The sequence below is a fragment of the Mesorhizobium sp. WSM4806 genome (assembly GCF_055811635.1).
Genome location: NZ_JBVVQZ010000002.1, coordinates 73,504 through 92,839, shown reverse-complemented (window position 1 = coordinate 92,839; position 19,336 = coordinate 73,504). Strand labels below are relative to the sequence as shown.

At 58.7% G+C, this 19,336-nt stretch carries 26 protein-coding genes and 2 tRNA genes; 15 read left to right on the top strand and 13 right to left on the bottom strand.

The features are described from left to right. Positions 1 to 43 precede the first annotated feature (43 nt). The 5 genes from AC0L2M_RS03110 to AC0L2M_RS03090 all read right to left on the bottom strand — a co-directional run bounded on the left by AC0L2M_RS03110 (position 44) and on the right by AC0L2M_RS03090 (position 3,688). Positions 44 to 790, bottom strand: a complete 747-nt coding sequence (locus tag AC0L2M_RS03110; protein ID WP_473533998.1) for a ferredoxin reductase — start codon at positions 788 to 790, stop codon at positions 44 to 46. Continuing rightward, complete coding sequence (locus AC0L2M_RS03105; protein WP_473533997.1) at positions 787 to 1,398, bottom strand: sulfite oxidase-like oxidoreductase; 612 nt, start codon at positions 1,396 to 1,398, stop codon at positions 787 to 789. Before AC0L2M_RS03105 ends, AC0L2M_RS03110 begins: the two co-directional genes overlap by 4 nt. Further along, a complete protein-coding gene (locus tag AC0L2M_RS03100; protein WP_473533996.1) occupies positions 1,392 to 1,649 on the bottom strand; it encodes a hypothetical protein in 258 nt (85 codons plus the stop codon). The genes AC0L2M_RS03105 and AC0L2M_RS03100 overlap by 7 nt, the downstream gene beginning before the upstream one ends. A 38-nt stretch (positions 1,650 to 1,687) precedes the next feature. Next, a complete protein-coding gene (locus AC0L2M_RS03095) occupies positions 1,688 to 2,041 on the bottom strand; it encodes a hypothetical protein (protein ID WP_473534271.1) in 354 nt (117 codons plus the stop codon). A 750-nt stretch (positions 2,042 to 2,791) separates the two neighbouring features. Then, entirely contained in the window at positions 2,792 to 3,688 is an 897-nt protein-coding gene (locus tag AC0L2M_RS03090; RefSeq protein ID WP_473533995.1) for a response regulator transcription factor, read from the bottom strand. A gap of 481 nt (positions 3,689 to 4,169) precedes the next feature. Between AC0L2M_RS03090 and AC0L2M_RS03085 the strand changes: the two genes are divergently transcribed. Continuing rightward, complete coding sequence (locus AC0L2M_RS03085) at positions 4,170 to 4,802, top strand: response regulator transcription factor (RefSeq protein ID WP_254018595.1); 633 nt, start codon at positions 4,170 to 4,172, stop codon at positions 4,800 to 4,802. Positions 4,803 to 4,846: 44 nt separating this feature from the next. Beyond that, entirely contained in the window at positions 4,847 to 5,272 is a 426-nt protein-coding gene (locus tag AC0L2M_RS03080) for a response regulator transcription factor (RefSeq protein WP_473533994.1), read from the top strand. Positions 5,273 to 5,394: 122 nt separating this feature from the next. Here the strand turns inward: AC0L2M_RS03080 and AC0L2M_RS03075 are convergent, their stop codons facing one another. Continuing rightward, positions 5,395 to 5,571 carry a PAS domain-containing protein gene (locus tag AC0L2M_RS03075; protein ID WP_473534270.1) on the bottom strand — a complete coding sequence of 59 codons (177 nt, stop codon included), beginning with the start codon at positions 5,569 to 5,571 and terminating at the stop codon, positions 5,395 to 5,397. A 422-nt stretch (positions 5,572 to 5,993) separates the two neighbouring features. Here AC0L2M_RS03075 and AC0L2M_RS03070 point away from each other — a divergent pair, with 422 nt between their 5' ends. Beyond that, entirely contained in the window at positions 5,994 to 7,613 is a 1,620-nt protein-coding gene (locus AC0L2M_RS03070; protein WP_473533993.1) for an MASE4 domain-containing protein, read from the top strand. Between the two features lie 428 nt (positions 7,614 to 8,041). On the opposite strand, the gene AC0L2M_RS03065 is transcribed toward AC0L2M_RS03070, so the two are convergent. After that, on the bottom strand, positions 8,042 to 8,911 hold the full coding sequence (locus AC0L2M_RS03065; RefSeq protein WP_473533992.1) for a thermonuclease family protein: 870 nt from the start codon (positions 8,909 to 8,911) through the stop codon (positions 8,042 to 8,044). A gap of 367 nt (positions 8,912 to 9,278) precedes the next feature. On the opposite strand from AC0L2M_RS03065, the gene AC0L2M_RS03060 reads away from it, so the two are divergent. The 6 genes from AC0L2M_RS03060 (at position 9,279) to AC0L2M_RS03035 (ending at position 12,763) form a co-directional block, all read left to right on the top strand. Beyond that, on the top strand, positions 9,279 to 9,626 hold the full coding sequence (locus tag AC0L2M_RS03060) for a hypothetical protein (RefSeq protein ID WP_473533991.1): 348 nt from the start codon (positions 9,279 to 9,281) through the stop codon (positions 9,624 to 9,626). Positions 9,627 to 9,674: 48 nt separating this feature from the next. After that, positions 9,675 to 9,875, top strand: a complete 201-nt coding sequence (locus tag AC0L2M_RS03055) for a hypothetical protein (RefSeq protein ID WP_077376813.1) — start codon at positions 9,675 to 9,677, stop codon at positions 9,873 to 9,875. 706 nt (positions 9,876 to 10,581) lie between these two features. Beyond that, positions 10,582 to 10,968, top strand: a complete 387-nt coding sequence (locus tag AC0L2M_RS03050) for a DEAD/DEAH box helicase family protein (protein WP_473533990.1) — start codon at positions 10,582 to 10,584, stop codon at positions 10,966 to 10,968. Between the two features lie 227 nt (positions 10,969 to 11,195). Then, the gene (locus AC0L2M_RS03045) at positions 11,196 to 11,666 is read left to right on the top strand and encodes a DUF6884 domain-containing protein (protein ID WP_473533989.1); all 471 of its coding nucleotides are present in this window, start codon (positions 11,196 to 11,198) and stop codon (positions 11,664 to 11,666) included. Then, on the top strand, positions 11,659 to 12,279 hold the full coding sequence (locus tag AC0L2M_RS03040) for a GIY-YIG domain-containing protein (protein ID WP_473533988.1): 621 nt from the start codon (positions 11,659 to 11,661) through the stop codon (positions 12,277 to 12,279). The genes AC0L2M_RS03045 and AC0L2M_RS03040 overlap by 8 nt, the downstream gene beginning before the upstream one ends. Before the next feature lie 94 nt (positions 12,280 to 12,373). After that, positions 12,374 to 12,763 carry a cupin domain-containing protein gene (locus AC0L2M_RS03035; protein WP_473533987.1) on the top strand — a complete coding sequence of 130 codons (390 nt, stop codon included), beginning with the start codon at positions 12,374 to 12,376 and terminating at the stop codon, positions 12,761 to 12,763. A gap of 198 nt (positions 12,764 to 12,961) precedes the next feature. Here the strand turns inward: AC0L2M_RS03035 and AC0L2M_RS03030 are convergent, their stop codons facing one another. Continuing rightward, complete coding sequence (locus AC0L2M_RS03030) at positions 12,962 to 13,168, bottom strand: hypothetical protein (protein WP_473533986.1); 207 nt, start codon at positions 13,166 to 13,168, stop codon at positions 12,962 to 12,964. Between the two features lie 314 nt (positions 13,169 to 13,482). On the opposite strand from AC0L2M_RS03030, the gene AC0L2M_RS03025 reads away from it, so the two are divergent. The 3 genes from AC0L2M_RS03025 (at position 13,483) to AC0L2M_RS03015 (ending at position 14,712) form a co-directional block, all read left to right on the top strand. Next, entirely contained in the window at positions 13,483 to 13,821 is a 339-nt protein-coding gene (locus AC0L2M_RS03025; RefSeq protein ID WP_473533985.1) for an ATP-dependent DNA ligase, read from the top strand. Continuing rightward, on the top strand, positions 13,727 to 14,344 hold the full coding sequence (locus AC0L2M_RS03020; protein WP_473533984.1) for an ATP-dependent DNA ligase: 618 nt from the start codon (positions 13,727 to 13,729) through the stop codon (positions 14,342 to 14,344). Before AC0L2M_RS03025 ends, AC0L2M_RS03020 begins: the two co-directional genes overlap by 95 nt. A 74-nt stretch (positions 14,345 to 14,418) precedes the next feature. Continuing rightward, complete coding sequence (locus tag AC0L2M_RS03015; RefSeq protein WP_473533983.1) at positions 14,419 to 14,712, top strand: hypothetical protein; 294 nt, start codon at positions 14,419 to 14,421, stop codon at positions 14,710 to 14,712. A 107-nt stretch (positions 14,713 to 14,819) separates the two neighbouring features. Here AC0L2M_RS03015 and AC0L2M_RS03010 read toward each other — a convergent pair whose 3' ends face one another. The 3 genes from AC0L2M_RS03010 to AC0L2M_RS03000 form a co-directional block, all read right to left on the bottom strand. Continuing rightward, on the bottom strand, positions 14,820 to 15,260 hold the full coding sequence (locus AC0L2M_RS03010; protein WP_473533982.1) for a hypothetical protein: 441 nt from the start codon (positions 15,258 to 15,260) through the stop codon (positions 14,820 to 14,822). Positions 15,261 to 15,433: 173 nt separating this feature from the next. Continuing rightward, on the bottom strand, positions 15,434 to 15,724 hold the full coding sequence (locus AC0L2M_RS03005) for a hypothetical protein (RefSeq protein WP_473533981.1): 291 nt from the start codon (positions 15,722 to 15,724) through the stop codon (positions 15,434 to 15,436). After that, the gene (locus AC0L2M_RS03000) at positions 15,721 to 16,215 is read right to left on the bottom strand and encodes a hypothetical protein (protein WP_473533980.1); all 495 of its coding nucleotides are present in this window, start codon (positions 16,213 to 16,215) and stop codon (positions 15,721 to 15,723) included. The genes AC0L2M_RS03005 and AC0L2M_RS03000 overlap by 4 nt, the downstream gene beginning before the upstream one ends. 659 nt (positions 16,216 to 16,874) lie before the next feature. Here AC0L2M_RS03000 and AC0L2M_RS02995 point away from each other — a divergent pair. Beyond that, complete coding sequence (locus AC0L2M_RS02995; RefSeq protein WP_473533979.1) at positions 16,875 to 17,768, top strand: DUF4238 domain-containing protein; 894 nt, start codon at positions 16,875 to 16,877, stop codon at positions 17,766 to 17,768. Positions 17,769 to 17,860: 92 nt separating this feature from the next. Here AC0L2M_RS02995 and AC0L2M_RS02990 read toward each other — a convergent pair whose 3' ends face one another. Continuing rightward, positions 17,861 to 18,064 carry a hypothetical protein gene (locus AC0L2M_RS02990; RefSeq protein WP_473533978.1) on the bottom strand — a complete coding sequence of 68 codons (204 nt, stop codon included), beginning with the start codon at positions 18,062 to 18,064 and terminating at the stop codon, positions 17,861 to 17,863. A 229-nt stretch (positions 18,065 to 18,293) separates the two neighbouring features. Beyond that, positions 18,294 to 18,368: transfer RNA gene (locus AC0L2M_RS02985), tRNA-Asn, on the bottom strand. 220 nt (positions 18,369 to 18,588) lie between these two features. On the opposite strand from AC0L2M_RS02985, the gene AC0L2M_RS02980 reads away from it, so the two are divergent. Continuing rightward, on the top strand, positions 18,589 to 18,849 hold the full coding sequence (locus AC0L2M_RS02980) for a hypothetical protein (protein ID WP_023802589.1): 261 nt from the start codon (positions 18,589 to 18,591) through the stop codon (positions 18,847 to 18,849). Positions 18,850 to 19,177: 328 nt separating this feature from the next. Further along, positions 19,178 to 19,251: transfer RNA gene (locus AC0L2M_RS02975), tRNA-Cys, on the top strand. Positions 19,252 to 19,336 lie beyond the last annotated feature (85 nt).

Below are 19,336 nucleotides of genomic sequence, written 5' to 3'. Positions count from 1 at the left end.
GCCGCTGTCGGGGCTCGAGATCGAAGCCTGATAGACAAGCCGCTCATACCCCGTAGCGCTCGGTGCGGATGAGGCCGGCCGGGACGTCGGCGTCGATCAGCGCCTGGGCGGCGGCCGAGACGAAGGCGTTCCAGCCGCAGACGATGGCGAGCTTCGGCGGCTCGGGCAGCCGCGACATGGATTGCATCATCATCTGGGCGTCGATCCGCCGCGAATAGTCATCGGGGCGCTGAGCCGGCTCGCGCGTCAGCGTCAGCACCAGGTCAAAGCCGTCGCGGCGGTCGTCGAGCTTGATCAGCTCGTCGCGAAAGATCACCTCGTCCCAGATCCGCGCCGAAAACACCAACGCGACCGGCACGGAGGATTTGCGCGCCGTGCGGTGGCGCACCATCGCCATCAGCGGCACCACGCCGGAACCGCCTCCGACCAGGATGATCGGCCCGCCATCGCTGTCGGACCAGACGAAGTGGCCGCCGAGCGGACCGCGCAGCTCGATTTCGTCGCCGACCGCTGCCACCTCGTGGAAGAAGGGCGAGACCTCACCGTCTTCGAGCCGTTCGATCGCCAACTCGATCGTCCCGCCGCTCTCGGGTGCGGAGGCGATCGAATAGGAGCGGCGCGCCTGATAGCCGTCCGGCGCCGTCAGCCTGACATCGACATGTTGCCCGGCTTGATGGGCAAAGGGTCGCGACAGCTTGAAGAAGAAACTGGTGACGCGCGGCGTGCGCTTTTCGATGCGAATGATCTTCGCCATCTGCCAGGGCGATTGCGTCGCCGCTGCCTCGCTCATGGATCGTCCGCGTAGCGCTGCTCGCGCCACGGGTCGCCATAGATGTGATAGCCGCGCAATTCCCAGAAGCCCGGCTCGTCGTGCTCGGTGAACTGCAGCCCGTTCAGCCATTTGGCCGACTTCCAGAAATAGAGATGCGGCACCAGCAGCCGCGCTGGTCCGCCATGGTCCGGCGTGATTGGTTTGCCTTCATAGAGCAGCGCCACCATCGCCTTGCCGGCGACAAGGTCCTTCGCCGGCACATTGGTGGCGTAGCCGTCGAACGAATGTGCCAGCGTGAAGGCGGTCGGCGGCGCGATGCCGGCATCGGCAAGGATATCGTCGATCAGCACGCCTTGCCATGACGTGTCGAACTTGGTCCATGCCGTCACGCAATGGATGTCACGCGTCATCCTGCTCAGCGGCAGCGCATTGAACTCGGCCCAGGTCCATTTCTTGACCGGCCGCGGTCCGTGCTTGAGCGTGAACGACCAGTCCTCGGTGCGCACGCGCGGCGTCGGCCCGGCTGACAGCACGGGGAAGCCTTGCTCGAGATACTGTCCGGGCGGAATGCGCCCATCCGCATCCGTCGGAGGTTTTCGTCCTGAAAAGAAGCCGCGGGTTACCATCGACACGATCCGTTGCTGCGGGTCGAAATCGACCGCGGCCAGTGTTCTCGAAGATATCCCGGCGGGCGACAGGAATCTTGGGCGAGCGGACTTGCCGCCATTCCTTCTGCCGATGGGGTCTTCGCATCATCGCTGTTGCGTCCGACAGCGGCGGAAATCTGCATGGCCTTGCCGTTGCGCCAGACATTGAGCGTTTCCCTGGCGCCCGGCGCGACGTCGGCGGCGGCACGCGACAGGTCCTTCGGATCCATTATAGCACGCAATTGGATCGGGGGGATTCGTTGCGAAATCAGAATCCACGCGGCGGTACAAAAAGGCAGATGGTGTGCCCGTCATTCGCGCCGGCCATCGAACACCGATGAAATACTTCATCGGGACTGTCCTTGATGCGGCTGTCTGCGTAAGTGATCAGTTCGCCCGTCCCCTTGATGACGTAGCCTTCAGGCCGCTCTCCGATCGCATTATCAGCGACTTCTCGGCAATCGTAGCCGGAGCAACAGGAGAAGGGATAGGACCACCCCCGCGGCTGCGCAGCGGTTGGCAATGCGTCATGCGCCATCGCATCGGATGTCATGAGGAACACCCATACGCCAACCAGTGCAGCGGTGACTAGTGCGGCGGCGACCACGGCCAGCAGCGTCATGCCTGCGAACACGCCGCTGGGTGCGGGCTTGGTGCGGTCGTCAATGACGCAGCTGATATGACAACGACAGAGCGGCCAGAGGTGACAGTCGACTACACAGTTTCTCGCCCCGACCATGACCGAGCGGCGCGCGTAGGCTGGACCGGGGCCGCGCATGTAGTGGAGCTCGGGCCGGTAGCCAGGTGCTACGAATTCGCGAAAGGCTGACGCCGGCTGCGTGATGAGAGACCACAGTATCATGATGCGAACTCCTGTCAACAATCTGCTTAGTCGGGTGCAACAGACAGATAAGATCAATTTTGCAGTTCAATCTATTGTACGATGGTGTTGACAATACTTTGGCATCAGTGTGCCAGATGAGTGCTCCGTATTGGATCGCCAGCTCGATGACCTGCAGTGACTTTTGTGCCCTTTGCCGATGCCCGATGCCGCTTCAGAGCAAACGAGCGATAAATTCCACTGCCGGCCCTACCGAAGCGCCGGGATCCAACCTTCTCTACGGAGTAAACCGCCCTGGACAGCAATACGCCCTCCTAGCTCACTGCTAATCTCAGGGTGGCGACGCGCGCACAATGTCACATCGCCGTTTTGGGTCTGTGCAGCGCTCCCGTAGAAGGCTAATTCGCAGCAAGGAAATCCTGACTTCTGACCGAGCGGTTGCCGATCGTTGTCGCTGGCGACAATCGCCGGCTCGCTCAAATCAGCCCAATCGCCAGCTTCTTTCCTAGCGGCCTCCTGGCCGACAGCTGGTCAGTGCGCGAGGCCGAGCCTCGCGGCCATGTTCACTAGGTCGGGAAGAGTTTTCGCTTCCATCTTGCGCATTACCCTGCCCCTGTGGGCCTTCACTGTGATCTCGCTGATGCCCAGCTCAAATGCGACCTGCTTGTTCAGCAACCCGGAGACGACCAGCGCCATGACCTCCTGCTCGCGGCAACTCAGCGATTCGTGGCGATCTTGCAGAGCACGCACCTCCAAATCGAACTCGAGCGCGGTTCTGCTGCGGTCCAGCGCCTCTTCGACGGCGGCCAACAGCACTTCGGTGTGGAATGGTTTCATAAGGAACTCAACAGCGCCTGCTTTCATCGCCTTAACAGTCATAGCCACATCTCCAAATGCCGTGACGAAGACTATTGGCGTTATCCGCTCGACAGAGACTAGACTTTGCAAATCAAGCCCGCTGATATCCGGAAGATTGACGTCCAGGATCAAGCAGTTCGGAACACTAGGTCGCGGGAGAGAGAAGAATGCGAGAGCGCACCCGAAAACTTTCGGGCACCAGCCCGCAGAGTGGATGAGCGATTCCAGGGATTCGCGGACGGATCGGTCGTCGTCGACCACGAACACGACCGGCTTGTCTTGCGACATAGATGGCCTAGCGTCAGCAGTTTTCGCCAACTGCATGCCTTGCGAAAAGTTGTTGACAGCCTCCCCCCGGGGCGAGCGGGTCGCCGCCAGACGCCGACGCAAATTTACAAGGGTCCCTTCTGAAAGGTTGATGCGTAAGGGAGGAATCGCGTTGTTTCCCTGAGCCGCGCCTGACCCGGCGTCGGCGGTGCGTTTGGCTGCCTTGGGAGCAAGGCCGAGAGCGCTGGCGGCCGCCTTATTCGCGAGGACGTTACGCCGCGTAGGTTCGGAAAGGTTATCCACTGCGAGGCTCCTTAGTTCGGCGTTCGGCAAGGTGGCGGGGGGATCAAAGGTTGACGAAGTTGCAGCCCCTGGCCGCAGAGCTGCCGCAACGCCGAGTTGCAGTTCACTAGTGACTCATTAGCCCTCTTCAAGTGCTGGTATCCTAGGTTTCTGCGCCGGATTGGCTATCCAACGCTCGGAAGGGCATGCTCATATGAAAGTATGAATTGGATAATACAGATCGCCGCTTTCTGTCGCGCCGTGACGCAAACTCGCTGCGAGAGCAATGCAAACCTTGAGTGTTCTTGAGGCTTTACGCGGGCGAAACTTGGGGCCTCAGGCAACTCAAGAATAAATCCCGCGCGGGTGGCGCAGATCGTTGCTGGCGCCGTCACCGCGGGCGGGAGCCCGGGGGCCGGGAGGCGGCGCTCCGCCTAAAGGAATGAATCGACTCCGTCACACTTTCGTTTGATGCACGCTCAGAGTTCTGGCATGCTTAGTAATGCCGCTCCCCTCGGACGAGAAATCCATTGTTCACGTGGTCGACGATGACGCGTCGATGCGAGGAGCGTTGCAAGACCTTTTCCTTTCGATAGGGCTCGAAACGCGGACTTATGCAACCGCACAGGATTTCCTCGACACGCCCGTTCCGGATTCTCCGGGCTGTCTTATCATCGATATCCGCTTGCCTGACATGAACGGGCTCGATTTTCAGGCGCAGCTGTCACGGACGGGTGTTCGTCTGCCGGTCGTGATGATGACCGGATATGGCGACATTCCCATGTCAGTTCGCGCCATGAAGCGCGGTGCAGTGGACTTTCTCCCAAAGCCATTCAAGGATCAGGACATGCTCGATGCCGTGTTCGCTGCCATAGAGCGCGGGCGGCAGCAGCGCGCCGTCGATGGTGATGTTTCGAAAGTGCGGGAGCGATTTGAAACACTGTCGGCACGGGAGAAGCAGGTAATGGTACTGGTCACAGACGGAAAGATGAACAAGCAGGTGGCCGGTGACCTCGGAATCAGCGAGATCACCGCCAAAATTCATCGTGGCGCGGCCATGCGGAAGATGGGCGCGAGGACCTTGGCGGACCTGGTCCGGATCGCGGACGTGATCAACCCTAGGCGCCGGCCGTAGGCGCGGAGTAACACTCCCGTATAGGTTGCTTATAGCGACATCACATGCCAGAAATGGCGATCCTGCTATTAGCCTTAGCTCAAATCCGTGGACAGGACGATGTGTCAAGAGAGTTCCTAATCGCGGTAGTCGATGATGACGAATCATTCCGCATGGCTCTCGTAGATAGCCTTAGTTCGCTCGGATATCGGGCATGCGGATTTGCATCCGCGGAGGACTTTATCGCCTGGGAAGCGGGCGCGTCCTATAGCTGCGTCATTGCTGACATTCACATGCCTGGCATGAGCGGACTTGATCTTGCCCGGCTGCTTACAGGGCGGCGGCGCGGTGTGCCTGTGGTTATGGTCACCGCACGTTCAAACCTAGGCATCGTCGATCAGGCGGCAGCAAACGGCGCAACATGCCTGCTCAGAAAGCCGTTCAAAACGGAGGCGTTGATCGACTGTATCGAAAAGGCTCTCAAAGTCTGAGGAGTCCTGAGCGGCCGGCAAGCTTGCAAAAGGCCCCATCCCAACGGGCTGGCTTGTCAACCTTCGATACCTCCCATTCTCAATATCCCTATTCGCCTCCGCTCAAAAGACGGCCGCGATGGCTATAGCGCGTCCTCTTCGCGCCTTCTGTCGTCAACGACAGTCATAAGGCAGTACCAACGGGCAATTCGTCCCTCGCGGTCCCGAGCCGGATTGCCTCGAAACTGGAACCAGCGATACACGCCGTCCAAGCGTCGAAACCGCGTCTCAAAGTCGATTGGCGACCAGTCTCGAGCGATCGCGTTAGCGCCTCGATGTGGCGATGGAGATCATCGGGATGGACCGTGCCATTCGTCGCCTAGCTATTACAGGAGACTACCACGCGCGGTCGCCCGGTCAGGTGGACGCCGACATGTCACCTCGTCGCATGAGCTTAGAGCCGCGTTGTGGCGTGCGGCGGTCGCGCATGGCGAACACGAGAAGCGAACCGGCGCACTGAGGGACGAGAACTGGCCCGACTGGTACGCCGAATACATGGTGGTGGAACAGGTCCGCCAAGCCGCTGCCGTCATGAATAGTAGCTATGGTGTTCCTTGCAATTGGGGCGCAGTGTGCAATGGCAAACGAGTGCGTTTGGGCAACAAAGACTCTGCCCTCGTGCGCCCCGTGGACTGGGCGCGCGACTATGTGCGCGGCGGCAACGCCCCTAATGGGGTCATCCATGTCATTGTCTACGGCGATTGTCTGTGTACGTCCCCCAACTCCCGGTCAGCGCCGCACGGCGCGCGCTTTCCTGCTGGCCCTCGTCGTCATCCTTCTCGGCACATTGCCGTTTGCGGCCATCAAGCTGCCGGAAATCAACGCGATTGTACCGACTCTTGCCGCCGCCCTGTTTGTCAGCGACTGCGTCACCGCAGCTTTTCTGTTTGCTCAGTTCTCTATTTTGCGCCAGTGGGCACTTCTGGTGATTGCGAGCGGCTACCTGTTCAGTGCCCTGATCGTGGTTGCACATGCGCTGACTTTCCCGGGTGCGTTCACGCCCACCGGCGTCCTGGGCTCGGGAATGCAATCCGCCGTTTGGCTCTACTGGTTTTGGCATTCAGGGCTGCCCATTGCCATCATCGGCTATGCCCTGCTCAAAAATACGGATCGTGTGGCGGACGTTCGCTTCACGCGATATGCCATCAGCTTGAGCGTCGCGGGCGTTCTTGCCCTCGTCATTGGGTTGTTCTGGTTCGTTACGCAGCATAACGATCTGCTGCCACTATCCTATGTAGACGTTCATCCTGTCGGTCTGTTTCGTCGCATCATCGGCGGGATGGTGGTCCTGGCGCTGGGCGGCATTGCACTTTCGTTGCTATGGATGCGCCAGCGGTCCTTGCTCGACCTGTGGCTCGCCGTCGCTTTGTGCGCGCTCCTGCTTGAAGTAAGCTTGGGCTCCGTCTTGAGCGCTCGCTACAATCTTACGTGGTATGCCGGCCATTTTTATCAGCTTGTGACAGCCACCATCGTCATGGTGGTATTGGTTGCAGAGATGGCACGACTGTATGACGGCCTCGCTCGTTCGAACACCATGCTGGATCAAGAGCGCTTGAGGCTGCAGCGCGCTATTGATGCGCAAAGCCGCGAGCGCGATGCCCGACTGATGACCGGCGACGCCGTTGCCGCCACGATTGCACACGAGGTCAAGCAGCCCCTTGCTGCTATGATAACGAGATCCGACACCGGTTTACGCTGGCTCGATCGCGCGGTTCCCGATCTAGATAAGGCGAGAACGGAGTTTACGAAGATCGCAGCTGACGGGCATCGCGCGGCCGCCGTGATCGAGAGCATCCGGGCGACCTTCCGGAAGGATGACCGCGTCAGAGCTCCGTTCGACGTCGACAAACTCATTGATGAAGCCATCGCTTTGCTTCAGGACGATCTGAAAAGTCACCGGATATTGGTCAAGGTTGAGCGAAGCGCGCGGCCGCTGCGGGTGATGGGAGATCGAATTCAGGTGCAGCAGGTGCTCCTCAATCTGATCACGAATGCGATTGAGGCGATGACTATTATGGATGGTCAACGCGAACTCGCCGTTAGTTCAAATCCTCACGACGATGGGGGTGTAGTGATTTCGGTGGCTGACACCGGCATGGGGATCGACCCGCAGGACCTGCAGAGGATATTCGATCCGCTCTTCACCACCAAATCTCGCGGGATGGGAATGGGCCTATCGATCTGTCGTTCAATCATCCAAGCGCACGACGGCATGCTCTGGGTATTGCCCAACGCACCGCGGGGCTCAAAGTTTCAATTCGTTTTGGGTGCCAATATCGCATCCTCCGTCGGCGGGGTGTGAGCCCTTGGAAGTGGAGACCACACACCGTTTGGTTCCGCTCTCCATTGTAGTCCGAGGCGCACGATCCGCTCGGCTCTGGGTTCGAACAGCTTAACACGGTCGGCCCACTCACGGATTCAACGGCGAACGGCGGAAATGCGGAGCATGCTTCGACCTGGTTCTGCCCTCAATGCAACGTTCAACCTGTCGGAGCGCCAAACCGAGCGCTTCATGAAGAGCCTCGTCACCGAATGGTTTGAATCGTCTTGTGCGGGCAGCAAAATTGCCAGCACATCCTGCATCGATACGTGCTCTTCGCTGTTGATCTCCACCGTCCACGCATCACTTTGAGGTGCCACGGGAAAGTTGGTCTTTCGAAGTGCTCGCCGAACAGTTTCCGATCAATGCCCACAGATCGCGCATGTCGGCGGCGCTCGTCAGCTTTGTTTTCATCGCCTTGCCTTCCGCCAGCCGGCCGATCGCGCCTCGGCCTCGCTGCAAAACCACCGTTCACCTTTGCTCGAGGTAATCAGCGTCTCATTGTAATATTCTTGGCCTGGTACATGGTAGATATGCTCACCCGAGTTCACGTTGATGTTGCCCTTGATGTTGCAGCCACCAAGAAGGCCGAAGCCGGTCGATTGCTCGCTGACGGTTTCGACCTTGTCGGCGTTCGCGTCCCGCCAGTCCCATGGCTGATCGAAGCGGCCCTGCCAAACTCCGCGATGCGCCGCCTTTGCGGCCCGTTGCTCGGCGGCAAATGCGCCGTTCGAATAGCGAGGCCAATCTAGAGCGAGGCCTTGTTCAACGAGCCATTTCTGAACGCTTCGGCCGTCGGCGCGATCGCAGTTCCCGACAAGCCGGCCGTACCGATCGCGATCAACAAAGGCACAGTGGAGGGGGCGCGAAGCTGCCAGGAACTTGTCCAAGGCTTGGGCAGCGCGGCGCCCGCACGGGTAGTCAAAGCCCTTGGCGTCGTCGCAGTGCTGACGGCTCTCGGGTGCGTCGATGCCATTGAAGCGGACGCGCTGACCGGCAATCTCGATGGTGTCGCCGTCGATGACAGATGCCCGGCCCTGCATCGGCCCAGGCAGCGGTTCTGTCCAATTTGTTATCGTGCTCTGGAGGCCTGCGGTGCTCTGTTGGCTGGCGGTGCTCTGGATCGCGAATTGGGTGACTGCGGCGGCAAGCGTGCCGGCACCGAGGATGATCAGCCCCAACAGGGGTCGCGGCAGCCGCCGTGACGGCGTTCTTCTGCCGGCGCGCTTTCGCCAGCGGTCAGCCTGATTGGCACCTTGATAACGGTGGCCTTTGCCCACGCCCGCTCCCCCCGAAGAGAGAATGCCGCCATTCCGGGCGAGAGTCCAGAAGCTGCCCTAGTGGTGAAAGTCTCACACTTGGTACCGGTGGACGGCAAGAACCGACCCGTTCCAGTCGTCCAGATTCGCTCGCGCTACGGAATAAGTTGACCCAATCCCGATCTTCCTGCGTTGGAATCTTTCCCAAAAGCCGACGTTGGGTGCGACCGGCGCTCATGACGCGATCCGCATCTTGCCACACGCGCCCGGCCTCGTTTTTGAATGCGTTGCCACGAGTGTGAGAATTCTCACAGACGAACCTACCCACTCCTCATATGCTTTGCGCACCGATCTTGTTCTGACCTGTTCGGTTGGGGAGGAAAATATCATGTACAGATACACGGTCCTTGCAGCGCTTTGCGTGACGACGGGCTACGCCTCTGCAGGTGAACTGGACACCCTACAAGGAGGGAGTATCGATCTCGGCGGTTTTCAAGGCGTCGTCTATTATACGGAAGCCGATAACAGCTTCCGGGTGGTCACCACGATCGCTGAAGGCGAGGCGGGCTTGCCTGTGCGCTTCGAGGCAACCCTCGATGAAGGCCAAAGCCTCACGATCTCGGTTCCAGGCAGGTTGGACGAGCGCAGCCAAACCGTCGAGATTTCGCGGGCCGGCGGCAAACTCTTCGTCGCAGGAGCCGAGCCCCCTCCCGAACTCGTTCGTGCCGGCCAGTGAATCTGTCGCCTCCGAGGACGAACTCGATCTCCGCGAAGGAACAAGACAATGCTTTATACGCTCGTCATTCTGGCTTGCCTGACATCCGCTCCGGAGGCCTGCGAGTCGCGCGAGTTGATCGTCGGCGATTTGGCCATCCATCCCGGGGCCGCTTTTATACAGGCGCAACCACTTGTCGCCCAGTGGACCGAAACGCATCCCGCCTTTTTCGTACAACGTTGGCGACTGCTACCTGGTCGTGGGACATGAATGCTGCACTCGTCTGCAGTTCCGTGCCGGCACAGGGCACGACCGCACAGCCGATTCGGCGGTCGGGCGTAGGTCGGGATTGCCAACGCTCCGTGAATGTCGGCAAATGGCGCATTGGGTTCGCACGGGTCCGCATGTCATGATAGTCGGAAAGGCGGCTCACGAGATGGCGGCCAGCTACCCGAACAAGTTAGACCCCGATCCCGTGCACCCCTACGTGATGTTTCCGGGGACCAAGTATCAGCACCTGATGCTCCCTGCCGACATGGGAACTGGCCACAGCCAGTAGCGGCCTCCACCGCCGCGTCTTGGCCGGTCGCGGCGGATTTTCTCGCCCCGAAAGACATCACCGACATGTGCCGCTTAGTGCGCAGCCAGTAGACGGCCGCGTGTCAAGATGTATGAGTCTCGAAGGGTCGGGGTGAAAGCACCGGCAGGGTCAGGTGACGACATAAACCAGTCGTCCAAAGAATCCGAACCAAGGTCGCCTCCTGGCGCGACCTTCCTGTTCGCAGACCGGAAGAATTGACCCTTTCGAGACCTTCCGGAGCCTACATCTGTTCCCAAAACCGGACATTGAGCGCAACCAGCGCTCGTGACCCAAATAAGCCTTTTGCCACGCCTATTTTACGCTCGTAAGCGGGCCTTCGCCGGAACCTGGAGAGGCCTAATCGAGTTGGTCAGCGTCAGATAGGACTGGAAGACGGTGGAAGCAGGACTCGTCCTGCGCGAGATGCTGCTTCGCCGCCGTGTCGACTATGTCGTGGTTTCGAGCCCGGCCGCCATGACGGCGCAGTGGCAGGACGAACTGGCGCAGAAGTTCGGCCTTGGGTTCACCATCATAGACCGCGACTATTTGGCGGCCGTCCGCCGCAATTATGGCTTCTCTACGAATCCTTGGTCGGTTGGGTCGCGGTTCATCATTTCGCATAGCCTGCTGGCGGACGAGTCCTACTCCGACGGCCTCATCCAGCTGTTCGGCAACTTCCGGCCCCGCGCCATGCCGATCCTCGACGACGCGCATCATGCCGCGCCAGCGAGCGGCATATGCACAGCAGGATTCGCAATGGCTCCTTCGCGGGATCGGCGTTGAAGGCGAACTTCACCTGCTCGGGGCGGTCGCCGGAATTGCCGCCCGCGTGGCGGTGCTTCCGTGTTCCGTCTGCGGCATTCTACGGCGTCCAGGCCACCACAAGGCCGGGGCGGGGACGGATAGGAAGTCCGACCATATGGACACCATGCCCTCTGCCTCAAACCACCGCACAGGCGGCGATTTCGGTGAGTGCGCCCACAACGGCAAGGCGACATTTGAAGCAAAATATGGCAATCAGGAAGAAATGGTCGAAGGACCAGGCTGCTCCTGGGGGGAATATGAAGCAGATTGTGTTGGTCGCCTGCGGCAAGAAAAAGTGCACGGGGAGACATCAGGCGCAAGACCTTTACACAGGGCCGTTTTTCCGAAAATGCCTGGCCTACGCAAAGCAGCTTAGGCCGGATGCGATATACATTCTCTCGGCCAAGTACGGCGTCTTGGAGCTGGATGAGGTTGTCGATTGGTACGACCTGTACCTTCCAAAGCTGCCTGCGGCGGAAAGACATGCGTGGGGCTTGATGGTGGCCGAGCAACTTCGGTCCAAGGCGGAATTGGCACGCGACCGATTTTCCGTTCTGGCTGGCGCGCCTTACCGCAAATACCTCAAAACCCAAATTCCCGACTTCAATGTCCCGATGGAGGGCAAGGGCGGCATCGGCAAACAATTGGCCTGGCTAACGGAGAATCTAGATGTCTGACGTTTGCGGTGAAGTGCATGAAAGATTCGGCGCACTGAAGCGGTTCTCAAGTGACTTCGTACCCTCGGAGCTGCCAAAGAGCGGCCTTTATTTCGTTTTTGAGAGCGACGAGAGAGGGCATGGGGGCGACCGTATCGTGCGCGTTGGGACGCACGATGGGGACGAGAATCTCGGCCCGCGACTGAAGGAGCATTTGATAACGGCAAACAAGGACAGGAGTGTCTTCCGGAAGCATATCGGGCGCGCGTTACTGAGCAAGCGCAAGGACCCCTATTACGACGTTTGGGACGTGGACATGACATCCCGCGCAAAGCGCGACAAATACGGTCATTTGATTGATGCGGTACGGCAAGCGGAAATTGAGAGGGACGTTAGCTCCTACATCACCACGAATCTCAAGTTTGCAGCCATCCCGGTCGTCGGCGGCAAGGAAGTCCGCAAGGGCTTTGAAAAGGCTCTGCTTTCAACGCTTGCGCAATGCCCAGTATGTCATGCTTCAAAGACCTGGCTGGGTCAGTACCATCGCGATGAGCGCATCATGCGTTCGGGTCTGTGGAATATCCAAGGCTTGGCTGGGATGGGTATGTCGACAGCGCGTCTGCGAGAAATTTAGCGGCTAGTCAGGGCGACTTGCGGTCGGAAAATCCTTCGGGTCCACCCTAAACGGGGTCAGTTTAGAAACGGTTTGACAGGAAACAGAGGGGATCATGCAAATTATCGATCATAGCCTTCAGCCGACTGAAGAGTGGCGTCCCGGCGTGTTGACCAGGATGCAGGTTTCTGCGGTTACCAAGGCAGCCGCGCTCTGCATATTTGAACAGTGGGTCGCACCGGGAAGTGGCACACGTACTCACACCCATCCCGTCGAGGAAGTCTTGACCGTTCTGGAAGGCCAAGCCGAGCTGTGGTTGGATGATGAACGAGAAACAGTATCGACGGGACAATCCGTCATCGTGCCGGCCGGCAGCTGGCATGGTTTTCTCAATACCGGAAGCGCGACATTGCACATGCAGGCGATACTGGCCGCGCCAACCTTCGAGGCTTCTTTCGAGGGGCAGCCGGAAGTGATGAGACATTGGGCTACCGCAAAAGCATAACATCCGCCATCTTGACGACCGGAATGGGGTCGAATCCAGCCGTACAGTGAAGGTCCGCTGACGAGAAACGTCTCGAATGTCGCGAAATGGCGCAAATGGCTCGTTCCCATCGACGAGCCGAATGGCAACTTCCCACCCAACCTTGCCGTTCGGAGGGGTGCTAAGCGTCAGGCTTTCACTTAACCGGTCGGCAGCGGATCAACGCGGTAGGCAACTGGTCAGCCTCTCGACGGTCTCAATAATGGCCTTCGCAAGCGCTTCGCCCTCATGGATCGGCTCAGGACCATAGAGCAGCAAGACAGCTTCTTCGCTCGGCAGCACACCGGCGGGGCAGGTCTGTTCAATAGCCATGCGAACCAGCTTGAGGGCGGCCCAGGCGTTGCGGATGTTCTCTTGGGCTTCCATGCTTCCTCGCTGAGATGGACTGTCTCAGCGTCAAACCGTGAAGGCGAGAGCCCTGTTCCATCAATAACGACTGGGAAAGCGCACTGGAAGCAAGTGCGGTAACAGTTGATTCAACCGTTGCTGGTAATTCTAGAGGAGTGTGGAAGCGGCTCCGACAGTGAGGCGGGGGAGCTGGATTGCCGGAGCCGCCTGCGCAATCCCGGGTTGGGGTTTGACCGCGCTGTCCTATTCTGGGACAGCGCGGTCAACGATTCGTTAAAATTGGAACTAATTAAGCGCATGCTAATTGAAATCGCGGTTTTGCGAGTCAATGCATGCGTTTGAAGTTTCTCCCGCCAATGATGCCTACCTTGATCGCCAAGCCGCCCCAAGGCGATGACTGGATGCATGAAGCAAAATTCGACGGCTACCGCTCCCAAATCATCATCGACGCCGGCGGTGCGCGGATCTTCACCCGCCGCGGCCTAGACTGGACATCGAAGTACCGCGACCTGGTCGAGGCAGCCAAAGCTCTCAACGTACAGAACGCCATAATCGACGGCGAAGTCGTCGTCTTAAATGACGCTGGCCTTTCGGATTTTGCCGCTGCGCAAGGCAATCACGAGGCGCCAGCACGACCTCTATTTCGTCGCGTTCGATCTGCTGCATCTTAACGGCCACGACTTGCGCGACATGGCACTTGAGGATCGGCGGGAAATCCTGGTCGGCCTCATAGGGTCCGACAGTCGCATCCAGTTCAGCGAGACGATGCCAGGCGAGGCTAATGCGATTTATCATCTGATCGACGCGGCCGGCCTGGAAGGGATGATATCGAAGCGTCGAGACAGCAAATATCGCAGCGGGTCGACCACAAATTGGCTGAAGACAAAATCCTTCACCGAAAGCGAGTTTGCACTTCTCGGAGTTGAACGCGAGAGGGGCAAGCCGGCATTCGCGCTGATGGCCGATCCTGGCACCCGCAAATATGTTGGCAGCGCTTTCGTCAGCGTCAATCGCGAAATGCGGGAGAGGCTTTGGAAGCGGGTGCAGGAGCATGCCGGCGAGGCACCCAAGGAGATGCCAAAGCGGCCGGCAACGCAGTGGGTCAAGCCGGGCATCAAGGCCCGTGTGAAGCATCTAAGGGGCGAGGAAGACCTTCGGCACGCATCGCTGCAGGATTTTTGGGATGAGAGTTAAGGACCAGTGGCAAGGAATCAGCATTCAGGATTATATTCCTCCCCGTTGCGGCGAGCCCTTCAACGGAGATCGCCATGCCCCAAAAGACCCTCGCCGACACCCTGGCCGCCCGCGAAACCATCTATGTCAATTGCGGACACCCCATGTGCTGCAAATCGACGAAGCTCGACATCCAGGCGCTGATTGACAGGCTCGGCCGCGACCACGGCTCGATACATGACGACTTGGTCGGGCTCTTTGTCTGCTCAAGTTGCAAGGCTGCCGGCCGTGACCGCCGGCAGGTGTTTTTCACATGCGTTCCTGACTACGAAGGCCAGCAGCGGGCGCGCAATCGCGATTGGAAGCCAACTTTCGAACGAGGGGGCTGAAAGTGGCCGGCGCCGCTTGTGGGGAGTGCGCATGCGAGACGATGGGCTTGTCCAGACATGCGTTAGGAGGGGCGAAGGGCCACCTCAGAGGCGGCCCTCTAAAACGCTTAGGCAGGTATCAGAACGGAGATCCGGTGGATCCCGACTTCCTTGCTTATGTTCGTGGCATGGTCCGTTTTGCCTTTGCCGCAGGTATAGTACTCACCTTTCTTAACGTTAAATTCCTTATCGGGGTTCGTCTTCTTGATGGTGAACTCACCAGCGGTGATAAAACAGACCATGTCGTTGTCCATGACGGATTCTTTGTCGGCAGCCCCAGGTTGGAATACTACATCGAGCACTAGAATGCTTTTGATGCCTGTCATATCCGAGTCCCAAGTGCCTACTTCCACAATGCGAACGCCGGGGGCAAGCTCCTTACCGTCATTTGGACCATATGTCGGGACGATCTCTGCGGCTCCCGCGGGCGTCGCTAAAGCGAATAGAGGCGTCGCGGCGGCTGTCGCTAGACCGATCGTCAACGCAGACCGACGATTGATCTCTTCCATGGGGTTTTCCTCCCTAGTCAAAACGTGCGCGCATGCGCACAAAGAGACTCGGCGCTTGGGATGGCCTACTGTCAAATCAATTTTGGCCCAAGCTACCCTGTGGTTTCCGCCGCCGACCCCGACAAGATCATCGCTGCCGTCAGACGCGGGCACCAAGCGTTAGACTCTATCCACTAGGCGCTCCCGTCTGTTTCGCTCCCTTCATCGATTTCGCGTACTGGCAGATAGGCGTTGGTTTCCAGCCATTCGCGCAGCACGATCTGAATGAGATCCGACCGGCCAATTTTCATTTCAGCCGCAATGGAGTTTAGAGCGTCCTCCGTTGCGGGCTCCAGCGGCACCCCGGAGACGTTCCGGAGCATCAAGGCCGCGCGACGCAGGATGACCTGCAAATCCGGGCGTGACATATCGGCGATACGGTCCGCGGCGCTTTCAAGCTCTTCCGCAACAGATAGGCGGGTCATTCTTGAACCATCTTAATACTGCTATATCGGCGGAGGATTTCTTCGAGGACCATAGCGGTTGAGATAGCAACGCCCCTGGGTCCAAACTTCCGTGTGGATTCCAAAATGCCAAGCGTAGCTCCAGCAAACAATCTGCCGTCGTTTGATGTTGATGGATCATTTGCCGCCGAAAGCAGATATTCGTCAACGTCGTTGTAAAGCGCATTGGGAGCCGGCATTTTCAGTTGAGCAAGCTGATCAACCGTTGCCCTAGTTCGGCTCTCCCTCTCAAAAAACCAGAAGTATGCCATGTAGCGAGCGAAGCCGTAGAGGGCCAGCACCATTTGAGCCAACCAAATTGCGACGGTGACTGCCGCGGCTACTACCAATGCGCCAGGCCAATCGCTCCAGTGCGACGCTATCGCCAGGACGATCGTAAAATCCAAAATCGACCAAAGTATAATGCCTGCCCAAAAACTGCGGCTCTCAGATGATTGACACCTTGTGGCCATGATTGCCTGTGCTCCCCGCCTTGCTAGTCATCGTGGAGCAACGTTTGGTTACGCGCAAGCATCGCCGGCAACGACGGGTTTAGCTACTCCGCCGCTCCTTTCGGCAGAAAGCCCTTGGCCTCAAGGTCGTCCACGATCAGTTTCTCCACGTATCCAGCGACGCGAGCGAGACGGCTAACGCATATTCCTCGAAATTCTCGAAGCACCGGCAGAGCGCCACTGACGTTTGCTTGCAAAACGGGTTCTCTTCCAACCCATTTGAGCCCGCTGCCTCACCGGTGGCGGGCTTTTACTGGGGCGGTCAGTTCGGCGCGATTAACGTTCTCTGCGATTTCCAAAACTGAGTGTCGATCGCGTCTTTAGTAGCCGCCACCGCCAGTACCGCCAGTACTGTCGGCACTGTCGGCACTGCCACTACTGCCCCCGCTCGATGTAGACGCGGTTGCCGATGCGGGTGGAGCCTCGCCGCGTGGTGCTGTCATGCAGGCAGTCAAAAGTAATACCGAAAACAGTATGAAGAGGCGCATATCGATAACCTCCTTTGGTAGGGTGTTCTCTATCGACAACGTCTCAGGTCCATCATTATTCCGCGAAGTCTGATCGGAATGCCCGCTGCCTCACGGTGGCGGGCTTTTTGTTCGCCTGCTACTTACCGAGGTATGGCCAAGAACAAGCTGCCAGCCGACCATCATTTCGTGCCGCGGTTTCTTCTCCGAAACTTCGTTGACGATGCTGGCGCTTTGCACGTCTTTGATCGGCGAACGCTTGCCCGGGGGGTGTTCCAGAATCCACCTGGTAAGGTTTTCTTTGAACGACAGCTTTACACCTCATTTGAAAAAGATCTGTCTAAAAACGTCGACCTTGAGCTCGCCTTTGCCCATCTGGAGGGAATTGTAGCGCCGCTGATAGCGCGCATCGTGGAGACGGCGAAACATAACCGTGGCGTCGCACTGCATTCAAACGAACGTCAGTTGCTTGCGATCTATACCTACTACCAGTGGAAGCGGGTGCCGGACAATTTTAGGCAGTTCTCAAGCCTTGCAACGTTCCGGATCGATGGCGAGAAGGTACTTCGCGAGTTCGAAACCCGATACCGCCCGCTCGATGATCATGAAAGGGAATACTTCGGAAGGGAGGAGACGTGGAGGCGAATGCTCCAGAACGTCCGGCGCGACGTAATTTCCAAAGGGAATGCGTCAATTGTCGATACCGTCGAATCAATGAACCTCTGCATCGTGAAGATCACGAACCCGAAGAAGGCCTTCATCATATCGAGTTATCCGGTCTACAAACTCAATTTTCCAGGCCGAGCGGCACTCACCGACCCCACCGTTGAATGGTGGTTCCCTATTTCCTCCGAGGTCTCGCTGGTTTGGACAGGAAGAGGTCGAGCAACGCTCTTTCGAAGTCTTTCTGATGGCCAGGAGGTGAGGCGGCTGAACCAGGCCGCTGCAGCGAAAAGCAATATGATAGCTTCACGCTCCGGCGCGCTTACATCGTCCCTTGCCGCATTCACCGGTGCTCAAATAGTCCCCCCGATGCGCAACATTTGATCTTGCACGAAATACGAGTCGAGGCGACTGGCATAACGAACCGGACGAGCGCTAGTCGGCGGCGAGCTTTTCCATTCCATCGAGGGGGTAAATCAGTGCCGCGCCCACAGCCAAAGGTCGGGTTTATCGTCGGTGCCGAGCCGAAGTTCAACTGCAAGGTCAACGTCCGGCTCGCCGGGCGTATCTTTTTCACGCCGCCGGCCTGAGAACCGCGACCCGAATATCCATGCCCTCTCCACTATTTCCTGTTGTTCATTGAGCCACACCAGAAGGCCGGCCAACTGTTTGGACGTCATATGAAGTCCGAGCGCAGACGGGTTTGCTGGTGGAAGAGAGTTCATAAGTCGCCAGTCATGACTCGCGTCGATTTCGCATGGACCTGGCCGATAGTCGCAGGAAACCCTTGGAAATCAACGGGGCATCGCTGTCGCACCGAATCCCGCCAACCGTTGCCAATTTGTTGCCATCGCCCTGAGGGCGGGCTTTATGAGTCTCAATTAAATTCAGCTAAGTAGTTGGAATTGTTGGCTCCCCGGGCCGGATTCGAACCAGCGACCAACCGGTTAACAGCCGGTTGCTCTACCACTGAGCTACCGGGGAACAGAGGCTCTCATGTGAGTGGCGCAGCCTATAGCAAACCCGTTTCGGCTTTGCAAAGAAGCATTTCGTATTTTCGGCGCTTTTTCGCGCCACGATTTCTGGCAATCATGTGCGGGCGTCCTCATATGAGCCGTCTGGCGGGGTGCGCGGAACCGAAAAGGCGATTGCGGCTTTCGTCAGCTAGTGCTTTTAGTTTGCCCGAACGGACCACTGACCAGACATGAGCGCAGCAAGCCACAACCACCCACCGGCACGAAAAATATCGGTCTTCGGCCGTGAGTTCACCATGCCGCGCTCGCGCGGCCTCAGGATTGCAATCGGCGTCGTGCTGATCTTCGGCGGCATTCTCGGCTTTCTGCCGATCCTGGGCTTCTGGATGGTGCCGATCGGATTGCTTGTGCTCTCCTACGAGTTTGCCGTGGTGCGTCGCCACCGGCGCCGCCTCGTCGTCTGGTGGGAACGGCGGCGGCGGCCGAACTGACGGCTGTACCGACTTCGCAAGCCGGCAAGCCCTGCGAAGGCGTCTTTCCGGCGACCTGGCTAAATGCCCGGACTGGCTGAGAGCCTTGTTTGGAAATACTGCTCCGACGGCCAGATGATGGCGGTTCTGCGCTTACCTACGGCGCCGCGCGTCCAATTGGAAGCGCAGCGCTCTAATGTCCGCTGCGCTCCGGTTCTCGGAGCATGCGTGTCGTTGGCTCGACGCGTGGCATCGTGGCCGAGGGGAAACCGTCGGGAATGCACCATGGCCGCTTGACGGCATTTTCGCCGCAACCTATTGGAACCGGGTGGAACGCCGGGAGCAATGAGGCCTCGTGGCGGAGTGGTTACGCAGAGGACTGCAAATCCTTGCACCCCGGTTCGATTCCGGGCGAGGCCTCCAGTTGCCCAAGCTCCCGCGCACCAGCGCCAGGGGGTTCCAGTCGACATGAGCCGCGGTCTTGGCGCGGCAAGCGGATCGATCTTGG